21 protein-coding genes are annotated in these 16,049 nt (G+C 63.0%); 5 read left to right on the top strand and 16 right to left on the bottom strand.

Going from position 1 to position 16,049, the window contains the following annotated elements; genetic code table 11:
• Positions 1–2 precede the first annotated feature (2 nt).
• Positions 3–707, bottom strand: coding sequence for a TIGR02281 family clan AA aspartic protease (locus ACFX5Q_RS07800; protein WP_404276742.1), 705 nt, complete (start codon positions 705–707; stop codon positions 3–5).
• Between the two features lie 13 nt (positions 708–720).
• Positions 721–954 carry a DUF1289 domain-containing protein gene (locus ACFX5Q_RS07795; protein ID WP_404276740.1) on the bottom strand — a complete coding sequence of 78 codons (234 nt, stop codon included), beginning with the start codon at positions 952–954 and terminating at the stop codon, positions 721–723.
• Between the two features lie 160 nt (positions 955–1,114).
• Here ACFX5Q_RS07795 and ACFX5Q_RS07790 point away from each other — a divergent pair, with 160 nt between their 5' ends.
• Entirely contained in the window at positions 1,115–2,113 is a 999-nt protein-coding gene (locus ACFX5Q_RS07790; RefSeq protein WP_404276738.1) for a nicotinate-nucleotide--dimethylbenzimidazole phosphoribosyltransferase, read from the top strand.
• Between the two features lies 1 nt (position 2,114).
• Here the strand turns inward: ACFX5Q_RS07790 and ACFX5Q_RS07785 are convergent, their stop codons facing one another.
• The gene (locus tag ACFX5Q_RS07785; protein WP_404276736.1) at positions 2,115–3,635 is read right to left on the bottom strand and encodes a sensor histidine kinase; all 1,521 of its coding nucleotides are present in this window, start codon (positions 3,633–3,635) and stop codon (positions 2,115–2,117) included.
• Positions 3,636–3,710: 75 nt separating this feature from the next.
• Between ACFX5Q_RS07785 and ACFX5Q_RS07780 the strand changes: the two genes are divergently transcribed.
• The 4 genes from ACFX5Q_RS07780 (at position 3,711) to ACFX5Q_RS07765 (ending at position 6,236) form a co-directional block, all read left to right on the top strand.
• Positions 3,711–4,334, top strand: coding sequence for a thermonuclease family protein (locus ACFX5Q_RS07780; protein ID WP_404276734.1), 624 nt, complete (start codon positions 3,711–3,713; stop codon positions 4,332–4,334).
• A gap of 55 nt (positions 4,335–4,389) precedes the next feature.
• Positions 4,390–5,001 carry a glutathione S-transferase gene (locus ACFX5Q_RS07775; protein ID WP_404276732.1) on the top strand — a complete coding sequence of 204 codons (612 nt, stop codon included), beginning with the start codon at positions 4,390–4,392 and terminating at the stop codon, positions 4,999–5,001.
• A gap of 8 nt (positions 5,002–5,009) precedes the next feature.
• Positions 5,010–5,636, top strand: a complete 627-nt coding sequence (locus tag ACFX5Q_RS07770; protein ID WP_404276730.1) for a uracil-DNA glycosylase family protein — start codon at positions 5,010–5,012, stop codon at positions 5,634–5,636.
• A 108-nt stretch (positions 5,637–5,744) separates the two neighbouring features.
• Positions 5,745–6,236 (top strand): Lrp/AsnC family transcriptional regulator, encoded by a 492-nt coding sequence (locus ACFX5Q_RS07765; RefSeq protein WP_006205209.1) that lies wholly within the window; start codon positions 5,745–5,747, stop codon positions 6,234–6,236.
• Between the two features lie 11 nt (positions 6,237–6,247).
• Here the strand turns inward: ACFX5Q_RS07765 and ACFX5Q_RS07760 are convergent, their stop codons facing one another.
• The 13 genes from ACFX5Q_RS07760 to moaA form a co-directional block, all read right to left on the bottom strand.
• Positions 6,248–6,820: a DUF3299 domain-containing protein gene (locus tag ACFX5Q_RS07760; protein ID WP_404276721.1), complete on the bottom strand. Its 573-nt coding sequence runs from the start codon at positions 6,818–6,820 to the stop codon at positions 6,248–6,250.
• A gap of 47 nt (positions 6,821–6,867) precedes the next feature.
• The gene (locus ACFX5Q_RS07755) at positions 6,868–7,215 is read right to left on the bottom strand and encodes a GNAT family N-acetyltransferase (protein ID WP_404277124.1); all 348 of its coding nucleotides are present in this window, start codon (positions 7,213–7,215) and stop codon (positions 6,868–6,870) included.
• 204 nt (positions 7,216–7,419) lie between these two features.
• Positions 7,420–8,124 carry a DNA alkylation repair protein gene (locus tag ACFX5Q_RS07750; protein WP_404276719.1) on the bottom strand — a complete coding sequence of 235 codons (705 nt, stop codon included), beginning with the start codon at positions 8,122–8,124 and terminating at the stop codon, positions 7,420–7,422.
• Between the two features lie 9 nt (positions 8,125–8,133).
• Positions 8,134–9,003, bottom strand: coding sequence for an NAD(P)-dependent oxidoreductase (locus tag ACFX5Q_RS07745; protein WP_404276717.1), 870 nt, complete (start codon positions 9,001–9,003; stop codon positions 8,134–8,136).
• Positions 9,004–9,114: 111 nt separating this feature from the next.
• Positions 9,115–9,945: an ABC transporter permease gene (locus ACFX5Q_RS07740; protein ID WP_404276715.1), complete on the bottom strand. Its 831-nt coding sequence runs from the start codon at positions 9,943–9,945 to the stop codon at positions 9,115–9,117.
• The gene (locus tag ACFX5Q_RS07735; protein WP_120016227.1) at positions 9,942–10,655 is read right to left on the bottom strand and encodes an ABC transporter permease; all 714 of its coding nucleotides are present in this window, start codon (positions 10,653–10,655) and stop codon (positions 9,942–9,944) included. Before ACFX5Q_RS07735 ends, ACFX5Q_RS07740 begins: the two co-directional genes overlap by 4 nt.
• 116 nt (positions 10,656–10,771) lie before the next feature.
• Complete coding sequence (locus tag ACFX5Q_RS07730) at positions 10,772–11,554, bottom strand: ABC transporter substrate-binding protein (RefSeq protein ID WP_404276712.1); 783 nt, start codon at positions 11,552–11,554, stop codon at positions 10,772–10,774.
• Between the two features lie 214 nt (positions 11,555–11,768).
• A complete protein-coding gene (gene mobB / locus ACFX5Q_RS07725) occupies positions 11,769–12,275 on the bottom strand; it encodes a molybdopterin-guanine dinucleotide biosynthesis protein B (RefSeq protein WP_404276710.1) in 507 nt (168 codons plus the stop codon).
• Positions 12,272–12,898, bottom strand: coding sequence for a molybdenum cofactor guanylyltransferase MobA (gene mobA / locus ACFX5Q_RS07720; RefSeq protein ID WP_404276708.1), 627 nt, complete (start codon positions 12,896–12,898; stop codon positions 12,272–12,274). Before mobA ends, mobB begins: the two co-directional genes overlap by 4 nt.
• A gap of 50 nt (positions 12,899–12,948) precedes the next feature.
• The gene (locus tag ACFX5Q_RS07715; RefSeq protein ID WP_404276706.1) at positions 12,949–13,869 is read right to left on the bottom strand and encodes a DMT family transporter; all 921 of its coding nucleotides are present in this window, start codon (positions 13,867–13,869) and stop codon (positions 12,949–12,951) included.
• A gap of 117 nt (positions 13,870–13,986) precedes the next feature.
• On the bottom strand, positions 13,987–14,346 hold the full coding sequence (locus tag ACFX5Q_RS07710) for a hypothetical protein (RefSeq protein WP_404276704.1): 360 nt from the start codon (positions 14,344–14,346) through the stop codon (positions 13,987–13,989).
• Between the two features lie 120 nt (positions 14,347–14,466).
• Positions 14,467–14,940, bottom strand: a complete 474-nt coding sequence (locus ACFX5Q_RS07705; protein WP_404276702.1) for a hypothetical protein — start codon at positions 14,938–14,940, stop codon at positions 14,467–14,469.
• Between the two features lie 55 nt (positions 14,941–14,995).
• Complete coding sequence (moaA, locus tag ACFX5Q_RS07700; protein WP_404276700.1) at positions 14,996–15,991, bottom strand: GTP 3',8-cyclase MoaA; 996 nt, start codon at positions 15,989–15,991, stop codon at positions 14,996–14,998.
• Between the last annotated feature and the right edge of the window lie 58 nt (positions 15,992–16,049).

The raw sequence follows: 16,049 nt of genomic DNA, 5'->3' as shown, positions 1-16,049 counted from the left end.
TTTCAGTCCCTGAGGATCATCCGGTCGCCGCGCACGTCGAAGCCCGACAGCGAGCCAATGAAGTTCATGCCGAGCAGGCTCTGGCCGAGCATGCCGGGCGCCGCGATCATCACCGGCATGTCCTTGCGCACGATGCCGCCGATCGCCACTTCGTCGGTCTTCACGGCGGCGGCGCGTGCCATGCCGTTAGCGGTCGAGACCGGTATGGTGAAGTTGAGGGTGGCAGGGTTGAAGCCCGCGGCCTGAGCGTCTTCCGCCGTCAGCACGATGCTGGTCGCGCCGGTGTCGACGACGGCGCGGATCGGCGCGCCATTGATCATGATGCGGGCTTCGAAATGGCCATTGTCGGCCTTGTCCAGTGTCACCGTCGCGTGGCCGTCTTCCACGCCCAGCGCCAGGGGGCTGCCGGGAACGAGACCGGCGGTCACCCGGCTGGCGATATCCTGCAACTCGTAGCGGTACTGATGGCCGGCGACCAGCGCCAGCGCGATGGCGGCCCAGGTGCCGAGATTGCGGGCCATGTCACCCAGTGGCCGGCCTGAGCGAATGAGGCTGGCGCCGATCAGCGCAGCGATCGCGCCAAGCCAGATCAGCCGGCTGAAATCATAGTTTTCGACACCGAAAGTGCTGCCAGCCGAATCGTTGATCATCAGCAGGATCAGTCCCGCGCCGATCACGACCATCACTATCCAGAACAGTCGGCTCATTGGCTTTGCCGTTTCACGAAAGCACATCGCGCTCGCGCGCCATGCGCGTGCGGCGCGTTTCCCGGCGCGGCCGCCGCTCGACCGTTTCCAGCCTTGCCTGCAATTCGGCCATGACGCTGCGGCGCGTTTCCGGGGTCATGCCGATCCAGGCGCCAATCTCCTCGCGCGTGCGGCCACAGCCGAAACAGAATCCGGTTTTCATGTCTATCGAACAAACCAGGATGCACGGGGATTCGATGGCCGTCATGACATTCTCTTGCCTAGCTTCCACATGGTGCAACGCCGGGGCCAATGCAAGCCCTCCAGATTCCGCCGTCGGCAAACGCGTTCGCGTCAACGCTGGCGGTTGTGCCGGCCAGGGAAGGCGGCTATGCCGCTGACCAACTCCAGCAACGATCGCCACCGACATGACCAGCGCACTGCCTTTCGACGATTTTCGCAACCTGCTGGCAAACCTGCCGTCGGCCGATGCGCAGGCCGAGGCGCGTGTCCGCACACTGTTTGCCAAGGCCGACAAGCCCAGAGGATCGCTTGGCCGCGTCGAGGACATCGCCGCCTGGCTCGCAACCTGGAGTGGGCGCGCCCCGCCGGCAGTGAACCGGCCTTTGGTCGCGATCTTTGCCGGCAACCATGGCGTCACCCGTCACGGCATTTCGCCGCGGCCGGTGGCGGCCACAGCCAATGCCGTCGAGCTTTGCGCGGCCGGGGGTGCTGCGATCAACCAGGTCTGCATCGCCAATGATCTCGGCCTGAAGGTTTTCGACCTCGCGCTCCATATGCCGACCGAGGACATCACCGACGACGCCGCACTCGACGAGCGCGGCTGCGCCGCCACCATGGCCTTCGGCATGGAGGCGATTGCCGGCGGCAGCGACCTGCTTTGCCTCGGCGATCTCGGCGTCGGCAATTCCACCGTCGCCGCCGCCCTGTGCGCCGCGCTGTTCGGCGGCGGCGGCGCCGACTGGGTTGGAGCGGGATCGGGCGCCGATGCCGCGATGCTGGCGCGCAAGGCCGAGGTGGTCGACACGGCACTTGCTTTCCATGCCGACGCCTTGCGCGATCCTCTCGAGGCCTTGCGCCGGGTTGGCGGCCGCGAGTTCGCGGCAATAGCCGGCGCCATCCTGGCTGCCCGCATGCAGAACATCCCGGTGCTGCTCGACGGCTTTGCCGCGACCGCCGCGGCGGCGGTGCTGTATGCCGCGAACGAGGCTGCGCTCGACCATTGTCTTCTTGCTGGCCTGTCACCGGAGACAGGGCACGCAAAGGCCGCCGAACGGCTAGGCCTTCGGCCGCTGTTCGACCTTGGCGTCAGCCACGGCGAAGGGGTAGGGGCCGCACTTGCCGCCGGTCTGGTCAAGGCCGCCGCACTCACCAGCTCGGGCATGGCGGCGGCTGTTCGAAACTGATTCAGCGCCTGCGCGCGGCAACCGCCTTGGTGGGCAGGGCCGGCAGTTCCTCCATCACCCGACTGAGCGGGAAGATGGCGATCGCCTCGGTGCCTTCGCGCAGCTTGGAATGAAGCTCGAACTCGCCGCCATGCATGGCCAGCAGGCCCTGCACGATCGGCAGACCGAGCCCGGTTCCCTGTTCGGCGCTCTTGATGGCGATCGAACCCTGGCCGAAGGCGGAAAGCACCACCGGAATCTCCTCTTCCGGTATGCCCGGGCCGTTGTCCTTGACCGAGATGTATTGCCCGCCGCCGGCCGTCCAGCCGACCCGCACGCGGACCTCGCCGCCAGATGCGGTGAACTTGATGGCGTTGGACAAAAGGTTGAGCGTGATCTGCCTCACCGCGCGCTCGTCGGCAAATAGCCGCGGCAAGGTGGTTTCGAAATCCTGGACGACGCGGATGTCTTTGTTGCGCGCCTTCAGCTCCATCATGTGGCAGCAATCCTCGACGACGCTGAGCAGCATCACCGGCTCCTCGTTGATCTGGTAGCGACCCGCCTCGATGCGAGAGAGGTCGAGGATCTCGTTGATCAGATCGAGCAGATGCTGGCCGGACTCGTGCACGTCATGAGCGTAGTCGCGGTAGGTCGGGTTGCTCATCGGTCCGAGCACCTCGTTGGCCATCACCTCGGAAAAGCCGAGAATAGCGTTGAGCGGGGTCCGGAGCTCATGGCTCATCGAGGCAAGAAAGCGCGACTTGGCCAGATTGGCATCCTCGGCCCGCCGCCGCGCTTCGTCGGACATCGATTTCGCCGTCTCGACCTCGGCGATCAAAGCGTCCTTTTCGGACCGAAACGACAAAAGCATCACTGACGAACGGTTGAGATTACGCGCGACGTAGATGAAGAAGGGCAAGGCTGCGACCAGCAGCGCGGCCATGATCACCTCGATCGGCATCCAGAACCGCGCGCCGGCATAGGCATAGACCGCCACCGGAACGGCAAAGGTCGCCAGCAGGGCGCCACCCAGCGACGAGGCCATGACGGAAGTCGCCGCCATCGCAACCAGCAGCACCATCGCCTTGACCACCTGGAGCTGGTCGATCTGGCAGGTTGCGCAACCGAGCCAGGCGAACCAGGCCCAGCCGAGGCCGCACAGCGAGTGGCCGATAAGGAAATCCCTTTGCGTTCGCGACGGGTCGAGTTCGGAAGCTTCGGTGCGATCGACGCGCCGCGCCATGAATGAAACGACGGTGTAGCAGATGAGCATGAACAGCGCCCAGACGGCGATCTGCTTGTCCATTCCGGCAAGCAGGCCTGCTGCCGCGATCGCCAGCACAAGCAGCGGAATGGCGATCACTCCACCCATCATCGAGCGAGCGTGCAGCTTCAGGAGTTCGCGGTCGAAGTCGAGATTGCCGGCCTGCTGCGAGAGACGGTCACGCGTCCTGCGCACCGCGCGCGCCACATCGCTGTTGCGATGCGGTTTCCTGCGGTCCACAATGAATTTGTCCGCTGTGTTCGAGCGTAGCAAAGGCATGATAACTTCGATTTATGCGCGCAGCGATTTCAATTCGTTAAGCTACGTTCGAATGATTAAGAGACTGTTTGCCATATGAGCCGTTCGTGGTCGCCGAGGCCGCGTCGGCGCTATGCTCCGCCGCCGCCGCGAAGCCTGTGGCGCAGGCTGCTGGACTACGGACTGACGGTCATCCTCCTTGGCTTGCTGATCCTGCTTGCGGCGCGCCTCGACCGGTTCGAGACCCGCAAGGCCGAAGGTGCCGCCATCGTCAACGATGGCGATTCGATCACGCTCGGCAGCGAGCGCATCCGCATGCGCGGCATCGACGCCCCGGAATACCAGCAGGTCTGCCGCAAGGATGGCGCCGACTACCCTTGCGGCAAGCTCGCGCGCCAGTCGCTGGTGCGGCTGATCGGCGGCCGGCCCGTCTCCTGCAGTGGCTGGCAGCGCGATCGCTACGGCCGGCTGCTTGGCGACTGCAAGGCCGGCAGCACGGATCTCAACCGCGCCCAGGTCGAGGCCGGTTGGGCGGTCGCCTTTGGCGATTTCGAGACCGAGGAGGCCGGCGCCCGCGCCGGCAAGTCCGGCATCTGGGCCGGCAGCTTCGACGAACCGCAGGACTGGCGCCACACCCACGGCCACGATCTGGTCGAAAGCAAGCACGGCACCCTCGCCTCGATCGGCGACGCCATGCGTGAGTTTTTCCGCTTCCGGTGATGGCGAACAGCTGCATGAACCCTATAGTCTGTCAGAACAAATCGGGAGGGATGGGATGAAACTGTTCGACGGCGGCCGCGCGCCCAATCCGCGGCGGGTCCGCGTTTTCCTCGCCGAGAAAGAGATCGAGGTTCCCTTGGTGCCCGTCGATATGGGCGCGCTTGGGCACAAACAAGAGCCGGTCAGCTCACGCAACCCGCTGCGGCGCCTGCCTGTGCTCGAACTCGACGACGGCACCATCATCACCGAATCCGTCGCCATCTGCCGCTATTTCGAGGAGCTGCATCCCGAGCCCGCTCTGTTCGGGCGCGGCGCGCTCGGCAAGGCCAGGGTCGAGATGTGGCAACGGCGCATGGAGTTCAATCTGCTCAGTTGCGTAGCGCAGGCCTTTCGCCACATCCACCCGGCGATGAAGGAATGGGAGATCCCGCAAATCCCGGAATGGGGCGAGGCCAACAAACCGAAAGCGCTCGAATTCCTGAAGCTGCTCGACGGCGAACTGGCACAACGGGAATTCGCCGCCGGCGACGCTTACTCGATCGCCGACATCACCGGCCTGATCGCCATCGACTTCATGAAGCCGGCACGCATCAAGGTGCCGGAAGAGTGCTCCAACGTGCTGCGCTGGCATCAGGCGATCTCCAGCCGGCCAAGTGCTGCTGCGTAGGTTCTGTCATGGATCTGGTGAGCGAAGACCTGGAACGCTTCACGGCCAAGGTCCGCGCCTGCCGCATCTGCGTCGAGCACCCGCTCGGCCGGCCGCTGCCGCACGAGCCGCGCCCGGTGCTGCGGCCGTCGTCGAGCGCCCGCATCCTGCTTGCCAGCCAGGCACCGGGCACCAAGGTTCACATCACAGGCATGCCCTTCACCGACGCCTCCGGCGACCGGCTGCGCAGTTGGCTCGGCGTCACCAGCGAGGAGTTCTACGACACGGAAAAATTCGCCATCGTGCCGATGGGCTTCTGCTTTCCCGGCCAGGACGCCAAGGGCGCGGACCTGCCGCCGCGCCGCGAATGCGCGCCGGCATGGCGCGCGCCGCTGATGGCGCTGATGCCGCGCATCGATCTCGTGCTGACGATCGGCATCTACGCGCAATCCTGGCACATGGGCGCCACGCGCCGTTCCTCGCTGACCGAAACGGTGAAGGACTGGCGCGCCATATGGGAGGCGCCGGCCGGCCCAAAAGTGCTGCCGCTGCCGCATCCGTCCTGGCGCAACTCTGGCTGGCTGAAGCAGAATCCATGGTTCGAAATGGATTTGCTGCCGTTCCTGAGGTCGGAAATCCGCTATCGCCTTGTTTAGCCATCCTGCAAGAAATCACTCGCTTTTGCGGCGGTTGGGAGAATTTTGTTCTTGTGAAAGCCTCGGATAAAAGGGAATATAGCCAAACTATTCCTCTGGGAGCATCCAATGGACCGCCTTGACAGAAAAATCCTTCGCCTCCTGCAGGAGGACGCGACGCTCGCGGTCGCCGATGTCGCCAAGAAAGTCGGGCTGTCGACGACGCCGTGCTGGCGGCGCATCCAGAAGCTCGAGGAAGAGGGCGTCATCAAGCGGCGCGTCGCCATCCTCGACCACGAGAAGGTCAATGTGCGCGTCACCGTCTTCGTGTCGATCCGCACCAATTCGCACAGCCACGAGTGGCTGCGGCGCTTCTCCGAGGTCATCCAGGAATTTCCGGAAGTGGTCGAGTTCTACCGCATGAGCGGCGACGTCGACTATCTGCTGCGCGTCGTCGTGCCCGACATCGCCGCCTACGACGCCTTCTACAAGCGGCTGATCGCCAAGATCGAGATCCGCGACGTGTCGTCTTCTTTCGCCATGGAGCAGATCAAGTACACAACCGAAATCCCGCTCGACTATATGGTGCTGGACAAGGAATCGGGCGCCAACGCCGCCTGAGGCTCAATGAGTTAGTTCTTCTTTTTGTTGAGGAAACTCCAGGGCGAATTCACAGGCAGCGTGATCGTGTCCGGCACGCTGTCGACACTTGCCACCTCGGCCTTGTGCACGGTGTAATCCGACTGGATGACACTGACGCCGTCGAGGATGAACAGTTGGCTCTTCTCCAACCCCGGTTGCAGCGTGCCGGTGACGGAAACCGGCTGGTAGGCCTCGGCCATCTTGTAGGGATGTGCCGGCGTCACCAGCACGATCTGGTTGGGCGGTGGCGTCGGCATGTGGCTGCAGGCGCCGGTCCACGGCACCAGCAGGAACTGGTAGACGAGGTCACCCTCGCGATCGACCGGAAGTGCATAGCCGGCTAACTGAATAGTCTTGTCCTGCAGATTGATGGACAACGTCTCGCCGTGGTCGGGCAATTTTGCCGCGATCATCGGCAGGCCGGCGTCTTCGGCGATCGCTTGCGTCGCCGGACGCAGGTCCTTCCAGAATATGTGCGCGGTTTCAGGGGACGCGTTTGCCGACGCAATGGGCAGGAGCAGCACGATTGCCAGAGCCACGGTCGATCTTAGGCAAATGCGCATTGGTTGCTTCCCTTTGACATCAAGTAAAGCCGCCGTCGTCGGTAGCGTCAACGCTCCAGCCGCATCACATGTCTGCGAGAGCCGGCCATGCCGGTCTCGTGGAAGCCGCGGGCGACGAACATGTCGCGAAAGCCCATGAATCGGTAGGTCGGCGATGCCTCGTCGACCGGGTAGGCCTCGATCGTGTCCGCACCTTTGGTCAAGGCGTGATCGATGGCCGCGTCGAGCAATGCCGAGGCAAAACCGTCGCCGCGCAGCGCCCTCGGCACGTAGAAGCAGACGATCGACCAGACACCGGCCTCGCTGTCGTCCTGCTGTTGCGAGAGCTTGCGATAGGTCTGGCGCGGCGCGACCGAGCACCAGCCGACGGACTTGCCTTCGAGTTCGGCGAGAATGCCGACCGGCGTGCCGCCTCGATGAGCGCCATCATCGCCCGCTTCATCTCATCGTTCTGGACATGCTCGCGGCTGCGCACATGGCGCCAGGCCGTGCACCAGCAATATTTCGGTCCGCCCGGCGCTTCGAACAGGTTCTCGAAATCCGCGCGCGTTTCCTTCGTCACCTCGATGAACCGCAGTTTGGCGAGATCAGGCTTGACTTCAGCCTTTCCTGGCAGCGATCCGCTCGAGCGTCTTGGCATTACTCAGTTCCCTCACTGCGTCCTTGCCGATCCAGCGCGCCGTTTTGTCGGTTGACTGCGCCAGCCGTTCAGCGACGGCAAAGGCAGCGCCGTGCATCTCCATCGATCGCTTGCCGATCGAACGAAGCGCCCAGTTCACAGCCTTCTTCACGAAGTTGCGGCCGTCGGTGGCATGCGCTTCGATGACCGGCAGGAAGCCGAGGAACGTCGCTGCTGGCTCTTGCTTCCGGTGGACGACCGACCAGGCCATCATGGCAAAGGCCGTTCGTCGAACGAACTCCCGTTCGTCGGCCGCGAACTCGTCGATCAGATCCCTCCAGGACTCCGTGTCGACAAAGAGATCGGAGACGCCGTCGACGATATCCCACGAATCGAAAGACGCCGCCCATTGCCTCGCATCCGCAGCTGAAAACCGCTTCGGGTCGGCCGTGACGGAAGCGATGAACTGCGCCTCCATGATACCGGTCTGCCATAGTTCGAAGGCGCGTTCATGGTTGCGCTTGATTTTCCTGGCAATCTGCCGCTGCACGCCGTGCGGAATGCCGAGCGCACGTTCGATCTTGATGCCGTAGCGCAGCATGCCACGGCGATTTTCCTCCGACCCGATCGAGCGCAGATACGCGACGATTTCGTCGGCACTGGATTGGGGCGAAAGCTCGGCCACCGCGCTATCCTACTTCTCCAGGCGCGCCAGCAGCGAGGACGTATCCCAGCGCCGGCCGCCCATCGCCTGCACATCCTTGTAGAACTGGTCGACAAGCGCCGTCACCGGCAGCTTGGCGCCATTTCGATCGGCCTCGGTGAGGCAGATGCCGAGATCCTTGCGCATCCAGTCCACGGCGAAGCCGAAATCATATTTGCCGGCATTCATGGTCTTGTGCCGGTTCTCCATCTGCCACGAGCCGGCGGCGCCCTTGGAGATCACCTCGATGACCTTCTCGATGTCGAGCCCGGCCTTCTTGCCGAAATGGATACCCTCGGCCAAGCCCTGCACCAGCCCGGCAATGGTGATCTGGTTGATCATCTTGGTGAGCTGGCCGGCACCTGCCGGCCCCATCAGCCCGACCATGCGGGCGAAGGCATCGATGACGGGCTTGGCCTTGTCGAAGGCTGCCTGCTCGCCGCCGACCATGACGGTCAGCACGCCGTTCTCGGCGCCGGCTTGGCCGCCGGAGACCGGCGCGTCGAGGAAAGAGAAGCCAAGTGCGCTCGCCTTCTCGGCCAGTTCGCGCGCGACCTCGGCCGATGCGGTGGTGTTGTCGATATAGACCGCGCCTTTCTTCATCGCCTTGAAGGCGCCATTGGCACCAATCGTCACCGAACGCAAATCGTCGTCATTGCCGACGCAGGAGAAGACGAAATCCTTGCCCTCGGCCGCTTCGGTCGGCGTCGCGGCAAAACGACCGCCATGCTGGCCGACCCATTGCTCGGCCTTCGCCGTGGTGCGGTTGTAGACGGTGACGTCGTGGCCGCCCTTGTTCCTGAGGTGCCCGGCCATCGGATAACCCATGACGCCAAGACCGAGAAATGCCACCGATGCCATAGGCCTACCTTCCAGCGGAAACGAGAATTTGCCGTGGAACGTCTAGGCCTTGCGGCGGATTCGTCAAGATGCCGACGCAGGTGGTGCCTTGGGCCTAAATCCGGAAACGCGTCAGCGCTTGAGGTGGATGGTGATCCGGCGTTCGATCCATTCGATGCCATGACGCAATATCTCGACAATCACCAGATACACGACGGCGACCCAGATATAGGCCTGGATATCGAAGGTGCGGGAGTAGGTAAGCTTTGCCATGCCCATGAGATCGTACACGGTGATGATGGCGACGATCGCGGACGCCTTGATCATCAGGATAAGCTCGTTGCCATAGGGCCGCAGCGCGACGACCAGCGCTTGCGGCAGGATGATCTTCCACAACGTCTGCAATTTATGCAGGCCGAGCGAAGCAGCACCCTCCCACTGGCCTTTCGGCACGCTTTCGATGGCGCCGCGCAGGATTTCGGCCTGATAGGCAGCCGTATTCAGGGCAAAGGCAAAGACACCACAGTTGAACGCCTCACGGAAAAAGCCCCACAGCCCAACCATCTCGAGTTGCGGCCTGAACGAGCCGACACCGTAATAGACCAGGAAAGTCTGGACGAGCAGCGGCGTTCCGCGGAAGAAATAGACATAGCAATAGGCAAGACCGGACAGGATCCGGTTCTTCGACATGCGCGCATAGGCGACCGGAAGCGACAGGATGGCGCCCAGCACAATCGAAATGCCGACGAGCGAAAGCGTGACGCCGAGGCCTTCTACGTAGCTCGGACCATATTTGGCAAAGAGTTCGCCGTTCCAGGCCCAAGCCAGATAGGCGACGATGCCGCCGCCGGCGGCAATCCAGATGCCTATCAGCACATAGCCGATGATGCGTGAACGCGGCCAACCACGTGCACGCGGGGGAGGCCGTTCTACAGCGGTCTTGGCGTCGGCCGCAACGCTCATCGCCGTGCCTCCCGCCGGCTAAGCGAGCGCTGTATGGCGCCGGTTGCCAAGGATGAAACGACCGCCAGGATAAGAAACACCACCGCGGCCACGCTGAAGAACAGGAAAGTGTGTTTGGTGACGCGTGCTGCCACGCCGGCTTGACGCAGTGTCTCAGCCAGGCCGACCACCGACACCAGCGAGGTGTCCTTGAGCAGGCTCAGCCAGCAATTCTCCAGGCCTGGAAACGCGATGCGGACCAACTGCGGCAAGATCACCTTGCGCATCGTTTGCGCATAGGAAAGGCCGACAGCGTAGCCGCCTTCATATTGGCCCTTGGGGATGGCCCGGAAAGCCGAAAGGAATACCTCGCTGGCATAGGCCGAAAAGATAATGGCTAGCACGATCATGCCGGCAACGAAGGCGTTGACGTCGATGGTCGCTTCGGGCCTTACCAATCTGATGAGATATTGCAGGATCAGCGGGCCGCCGAAAAAAAACAGAAACAGCGTCACCAGTTCGGGCAATCCACGGAAGATCGTCGTGTAGATGTTGGCCGCGATGCGCAGCGAAGGCTCCTCGGACTGTTTGCCCAGCGCTATGAAAAAGCCGATCGTCAGACCGATTGGAAGGGTTGCCAGCGCCAGAAGAACCGTGACTGCGGCACCAGAGACGATGTCGTCGAGCCAGCCATCGGGTCCCCAACTGAGAAGCGTCCAAACGCTCAGCATCCGCTCGCCTGTTCTCCCAAATGCCTTTGGAGAGTCACGCCGCTGCGCCCTGGTGCGCGGCATCCTTATGAGAACGGCGGGACTATCCCGCCGTTCTCTCGATCAGAAGGCCGCGATCAGGAATCGCCGCCGTAGACGTCGAATTTGAAATACTTGTCGTTGATTTCCTTGTATTTTCCATTTGCGCGAATGGCGTCGATCGCTGCGTTGAACTGGTTGACCAGGTCGGTCTCGCCCTTGCGTACCGCAATGCCGGCGCCCGGACCGTGGATTTCAACAACCGGCTTGATCGCACCGATCAGCTTGCAGCAGGCGCCGTCAGGCGAGTCCAGCCACTGCTGCAGCACGACAATGTCGTCATTGGCGGCATCGAGGCGGCCATTGGCGAGATCGAGCTGGTATTCCTGCGCGGTCGGATAGGGCTTGACCGTGCTGTCGGTGTAGATCTTGGTCGAATAGTTGAAATGCGTGGTCGAAGCCTGCACGCCGATCGTCTTGCCGGCCAGGTCTTCCTTGGTCACGCCCTTGATGTCGCTGTCCTTGGGCGCGACGATCGCCGGTGGCGTGTTGTAGTATTTGTGGGTGAAGTCGACCTTTTCGGCGCGCTCCGGCGTGATCGACATCGACGCGACGATGGCGTCGAACTTGCCCGCCTGCAGCGCCGGAATGATGCCGTCCCAATCCTGGGCGACGAAGGTGCACTTCACCTTCATCTCATCGCAGAGAGCCTTGGCGATGTCGATGTCGAAGCCGACGAGCTGCCCGTCGGAAGTCAGGTTGTTGAATGGCGGATAGGCGCCCTCCGTGCCGATCTTCAGGGTTTTTTCCTGAGCCTGGGCGACGCCCAAAGTCAGCAGCGCAGCCGATGCGGCGAGCGCGATACGCAATGCAATACGCATGATGATCCTCTCATATTGTCCCGGCCGCTGTTCCATGCGGCTCTGAGGGCGGCGCGTTTTTGACCGCCCGCTGGCGGCGATACTCCCACTCTTTCTCCGAAAAAAGCAACTGCAAAACAGTGGCCTCGGGGATTTGCATTCCCGGCCAAAGATGACGCAAGGTTAGAACCTGGAAACACGTTTGGCCGCGGTGAAAGATGTTTCGCCGGCTCGCTCAGCGCTTCAGGCCTGAGACGCCTTCAACGAAGTCGGCTATCGACTTCACGTCGTCGAGATCGAACGCCGGCAGACCTTCTCCATCGGCCGCGAAGTCGGCGGCGATGGCGACGATGTTGGGATCGCTGGCTGCGAGCGGCGTGCGGTCCTTCGCCTCAAGCCGCCGCGTTTCGATCTTCTTGTGCGCCTCGCGCTTGTACCCTTCGACCAGCACGATATCGGACGGCGCCAGCCGCGACAGGATGGCGTCCAGCGTCGGCTCGTCCTCGCCGCGCAATTCGTGCATCAGCGCCCAGCGTCGGCCGGACACGATCGCAACCTCCATCGCTCCAGCCTGGCGGTGGCGAAAGGAGTCGGCACCCTCCTTGTCGATGTCGAAATCATGATGGGCGTGCTTCACCGTCGACACGCTCCAGCCTCGCCGCACCAGCTCGGCGACCAGCTTTTCGGTCAGGGTGGTCTTGCCGGAATTCTTCCAGCCGGTGATGCCGAAGACGCGTCTCATGGTTTGATGCTCCGCAACAGACGCTCGGCCGCCGCAAGGTCATCGGGCGTGTTGATGTTGAAGAACGGATCGATCTCGTGCTCGCCGGAACTCCACATCGGAAACTCGACCTCGACAAAGCCATGCCGTTCGATGAAGGCGGAAACCCGTCGATTGTCCTCATCGACCAGGAACCGGCGTAAGGCGTCATGCAGGCCAAGCGGCCAGAGCGCGAATGTCGGATGCCGCTTGCCGTCCGAACTGGCAACGGCGATGGCCCCGGGCTGTTCGGCTGCTGTCGCAGCAAGCCGTTCGACCAGGTCCTCGGGAAGGAACGGCGTATCGCCGGCGGCGGTGACCACCCCGCTGCAAGCCATGGACGCCCATTCCAGACCGGTCAGGATCCCGGCAAGCGGTCCCGCGTAACCTTCCACCGTATCGGCAAGCACCGGCAGCCCGAACCTGGCAAAGCGCATCGGATCACCATTGGCGCTCAGCGCCATCGGTCCGACCTGCGGAGCAAGGCGGGCGACGACATGGTCGAGCAGCCTGCGACCACCCAGCACAAGCAGCGTCTTGTCGCCGCCGCCCATGCGCCGCGATTGGCCGCCGGCCAGAATGATCCCTGCAATGTCCCGGTCCATGGTCCGCCGTCTTCTCTTCAGCCCGTAAAATCGCGGGGTCTCGGGACGATCTATATGCCGTCCGGCGCCATGTCAGGTCCAGCGCTTTCGGCGGCGGTTTGCCGCTTGCCGACGACCCGTTCGCGGTAGAGCGCATAGAGCCCGGAGCCGACGATAATCGACGCGCCGGCGATCATCGGCAGGTCTGGGATGTCGCCGAAGACGACCAGGCCGAGCAGGATCGCCCAGAGCAGGGCGGTGTAGCGAAACGGCGCGATGAAGGCGATGTCGCCCGAGCGCATCGCCATGATGATGAACTGGTAGCCGATGAGCACCAGCACCGCCGCCAACGCCAGCAGCGCCGTGGCTTCGCCGCTCATCGGCGTCCAGCCGCCCATCGGCGAAAGCAGTGCCGCGCCCAGCACCGTCATGGCCAACGCCGTGGCGGTCGAGACAAGCAAGGTCGGGATTGCCTGCGGGACGCGCTTGGTAGCAAGGTCGCGCACCGCGCAGCAGGCAACGCTCGCCAGCGCCAGCAGCGAATAGACGCTGAACCCTTCGAAGCCCGGCCGCACGATGATCAGCACGCCGGCAAAACCGACGGTAATCGCCAGCCAGCGCCGCCAGCCGACGCCCTCGTTGAACACAAGTGCTGCCCCCATCGTCACCGCCAGCGGCAGTGCCTGCAGCACGGCCGAGACATTGGCGATCGGCAGGTGGGCAAGCGCAAGGAGGAACGACACCGTGGCGCCGGCCTCGCCGGTGACGCGCAGAGCCACCATCGGCTGCAGCATCGAGGCAGGCCGGGCCAGCGCGCCACGCTGCCAGGCAAGCAGGCCGACGAACAGAGAAGCGAAGGCGCCCCGGATCAGCATGACCTGCGCCATGTTCATCGATTCCGAGGAGAATTTCGTGATCGCATCATTGAGGGTGAAGCCGACCATGGCCACGACCATGAACAGCGCGCCGCGAAGATTTGGCGAAAGAGGCAAGGGCGGTCACCGGTGTGCTTTGCGTCAGCCTGTATCAGCCCGCCGCAAAACAGCAACGTCAAAGGAATGGGCCACGGCTTTCCATTGTGGCCCATTCCGCAGAGGATCGGTGGAGCCTTACTTCTTGGGCGTCAGCACTTCGGTGCCGTTGCCGTCCTTGCCGGCGATCGTCCACAGGCCGTGCAGAGAGCCATCCTTCTCAACCTTGTAGACGACAAGGCCGATTTCCTTGCCCATCGCGTAGCCGGCGGAAAAGGCATTGTCGTTGCGCATGCAGATGCCGTCCGAGGATGAGCCGCCGGTTTCCCAATGGATGGTGCAGGTCGTCTCGCTGGTCAAAGTGATGGTTGCCTCGCCACCATAGGCCGAGCCGTCGAAATTGGTGCCGGCCACCGTGTACTTGCCGCCGATCGACTGCGCCGTTGCCGGCGCCGCCGCGAGGCCGAGCAATGCAAGAGAAAGAATAAGTTTGCGCATGTTGTATTCCCCCTGTGAGTGAAGAACCACTCCGGGCGAAGGCTTAGGCCGGAACATCGAGTCGGTAAATCCGATGCAACTTGGCGGATAAGGATTATTTCGTGGTGTGGCGCAAAATGCTCACGGCCCCTTGAGGCTGCCCGCAATAGCGCCCACCAGCGGATCGTATTTAGACTTCAGGGCTGGCGGATAATCGATCCAGACGGTGCGGATGACGCCGTCTTTTCCAAACAGACGGCGCTCGTAGAAAATGGCCTCGCCCTTGATGCCCGACAGCACCGCCCAGTCCTTGCCACTCTTGCTGTAGGTAATCTTGTAGCTCGGCTCCTTGCTCGCTTTCTCAGCGGCGACAAAGCTCTTCGGCGTGTCGTCATCGATATTGAGGATGCCCGAACAGATCAGGCTGGCGCCGTCGGCGCTGAGCCATTGCTGCCCGTCGCCATTCTCCGGCTCGGGCTGGGGCAAGGTGAAAATCTCGTCGGGAAAGGTGCAGACGGTGCCGAAGCGCGCATTGGTATAGGTGAATGGAGCCGCGATCGCTGCGGTTGTCACAAACGACGCCAAGGCGATCGAGATGAGCTGAAAGTGCCTCACGGTGCCTCCCGCGGCCTGTTGCCGGAGGCGATCTTGCACCAATCCCGAGAAAAAATCAGCCGCCGGTGACGCTCATATGACGCGAGACCGAGGGGCGGCTGGTGCGGCGGTCGATGATGAAATCATGGCCCTTCGGCTTGCGGCCGATCGCCTCGTCGATTGCCGCGCTGACCAGTTCGTTGCCTTCGGATGCGCGCAGCGGCGCGCGCAGGTCGGCGGCATCCTCCTGCCCGAGGCACATATAGAGCGTACCGGTGCAGGTCAGCCGGACGCGATTGCAGCTCTCGCAGAAATTATGCGTCATCGGCGTGATGAAGCCGAGCCTGCCGCCGGTCTCGGCGACATTGACATAGCGCGCCGGGCCGCCGGTTTTGTAGGGGATGTCGCTCAGCGTGAACTGCCGCTCGAGCGAGGCGCGCAGCAGCGACAACGGCAGGTACTGGTCGGTGCGATCGGCGTCGATTTCGCCCATCGGCATGGTTTCGATGACCGTCAGGTCCATGCCGCGGCCATGCGCCCAGCGCATCATGTCGGGCAGCTCGGCGTCGTTGAAATCCTTCAGCGCCACCGCGTTGAGTTTGACCTTCAAGCCGGCGGCCTGCGCGGCGTCGATGCCTTCCATGACCTTGCCGAGATGGCCCCAGCGAGTAATCTGGTGGAACTTGTCGGCATCGAGCGTGTCCAGCGAGACGTTGATGCGCCTGACCCCGCAATCGGCGAGCTCCTGGGCGAAGCGCGACAGCTGCGAACCGTTGGTGGTCAGCGTCAGTTCTTCCAGCGCGCCGCTGTCGAGGTGGCGCGAAAGCTGGCGCACCAGATGCATGATGTTCTTGCGCACCAGCGGCTCGCCGCCGGTCAGCCGCAGCTTCCGTACACCCTTTTCGATGAAGACGGTGCAGAGCCGATCGAGTTCTTCCAGCGACAACAAATCCTTCTTGGGCAGGAAGGTCATGTCCTCGGCCATGCAATAGGTGCAGCGGAAATCGCAGCGGTCGGTGACCGACACGCGCAAATAGCTGATCGTGCGACCGAATGGGTCGATCATGTCCATGTTCAAGCGCTTCCGTGGCCGTGAGCGGCGTCGTTATATACGGCTATGTGATACGATC

This window comes from Mesorhizobium sp. IMUNJ 23033, assembly GCF_044778005.1.
GTDB classification, from domain to species: domain Bacteria; phylum Pseudomonadota; class Alphaproteobacteria; order Rhizobiales; family Rhizobiaceae; genus Mesorhizobium; species Mesorhizobium amorphae_A.
The sequence above is the reverse complement of the archived record's forward strand: the minus strand, read 5'-3'. Positions and strand labels throughout refer to the sequence as shown.

Coding starts and splice junctions, on each gene's coding strand:
- ACFX5Q_RS07780 (WP_404276734.1), top strand. CDS start 3,711: ATGAGCCGTTCGTGGTCGCCGAGGCCGCGTCGGCGCTATGCTCCGCCG.
- ACFX5Q_RS07790 (WP_404276738.1), top strand. CDS start 1,115: ATGACCAGCGCACTGCCTTTCGACGATTTTCGCAACCTGCTGGCAAAC.
- ACFX5Q_RS07735 (WP_120016227.1), bottom strand. CDS start 10,655: ATGCTGAGCGTTTGGACGCTTCTCAGTTGGGGACCCGATGGCTGGCTC.
- mobB (WP_404276710.1), bottom strand. CDS start 12,275: ATGAGACGCGTCTTCGGCATCACCGGCTGGAAGAATTCCGGCAAGACC.
- ACFX5Q_RS07785 (WP_404276736.1), bottom strand. CDS start 3,635: ATGCCTTTGCTACGCTCGAACACAGCGGACAAATTCATTGTGGACCGC.
- mobA (WP_404276708.1), bottom strand. CDS start 12,898: ATGGACCGGGACATTGCAGGGATCATTCTGGCCGGCGGCCAATCGCGG.
- ACFX5Q_RS07760 (WP_404276721.1), bottom strand. CDS start 6,820: ATGCGCATTTGCCTAAGATCGACCGTGGCTCTGGCAATCGTGCTGCTC.
- ACFX5Q_RS07795 (WP_404276740.1), bottom strand. CDS start 954: ATGACGGCCATCGAATCCCCGTGCATCCTGGTTTGTTCGATAGACATG.
- ACFX5Q_RS07710 (WP_404276704.1), bottom strand. CDS start 14,346: ATGCGCAAACTTATTCTTTCTCTTGCATTGCTCGGCCTCGCGGCGGCG.
- ACFX5Q_RS07800 (WP_404276742.1), bottom strand. CDS start 707: ATGAGCCGACTGTTCTGGATAGTGATGGTCGTGATCGGCGCGGGACTG.
- moaA (WP_404276700.1), bottom strand. CDS start 15,991: ATGGACATGATCGACCCATTCGGTCGCACGATCAGCTATTTGCGCGTG.
- ACFX5Q_RS07775 (WP_404276732.1), top strand. CDS start 4,390: ATGAAACTGTTCGACGGCGGCCGCGCGCCCAATCCGCGGCGGGTCCGC.
- ACFX5Q_RS07740 (WP_404276715.1), bottom strand. CDS start 9,945: ATGAGCGTTGCGGCCGACGCCAAGACCGCTGTAGAACGGCCTCCCCCG.
- ACFX5Q_RS07770 (WP_404276730.1), top strand. CDS start 5,010: ATGGATCTGGTGAGCGAAGACCTGGAACGCTTCACGGCCAAGGTCCGC.
- ACFX5Q_RS07745 (WP_404276717.1), bottom strand. CDS start 9,003: ATGGCATCGGTGGCATTTCTCGGTCTTGGCGTCATGGGTTATCCGATG.
- ACFX5Q_RS07765 (WP_006205209.1), top strand. CDS start 5,745: ATGGACCGCCTTGACAGAAAAATCCTTCGCCTCCTGCAGGAGGACGCG.
- ACFX5Q_RS07730 (WP_404276712.1), bottom strand. CDS start 11,554: ATGCGTATTGCATTGCGTATCGCGCTCGCCGCATCGGCTGCGCTGCTG.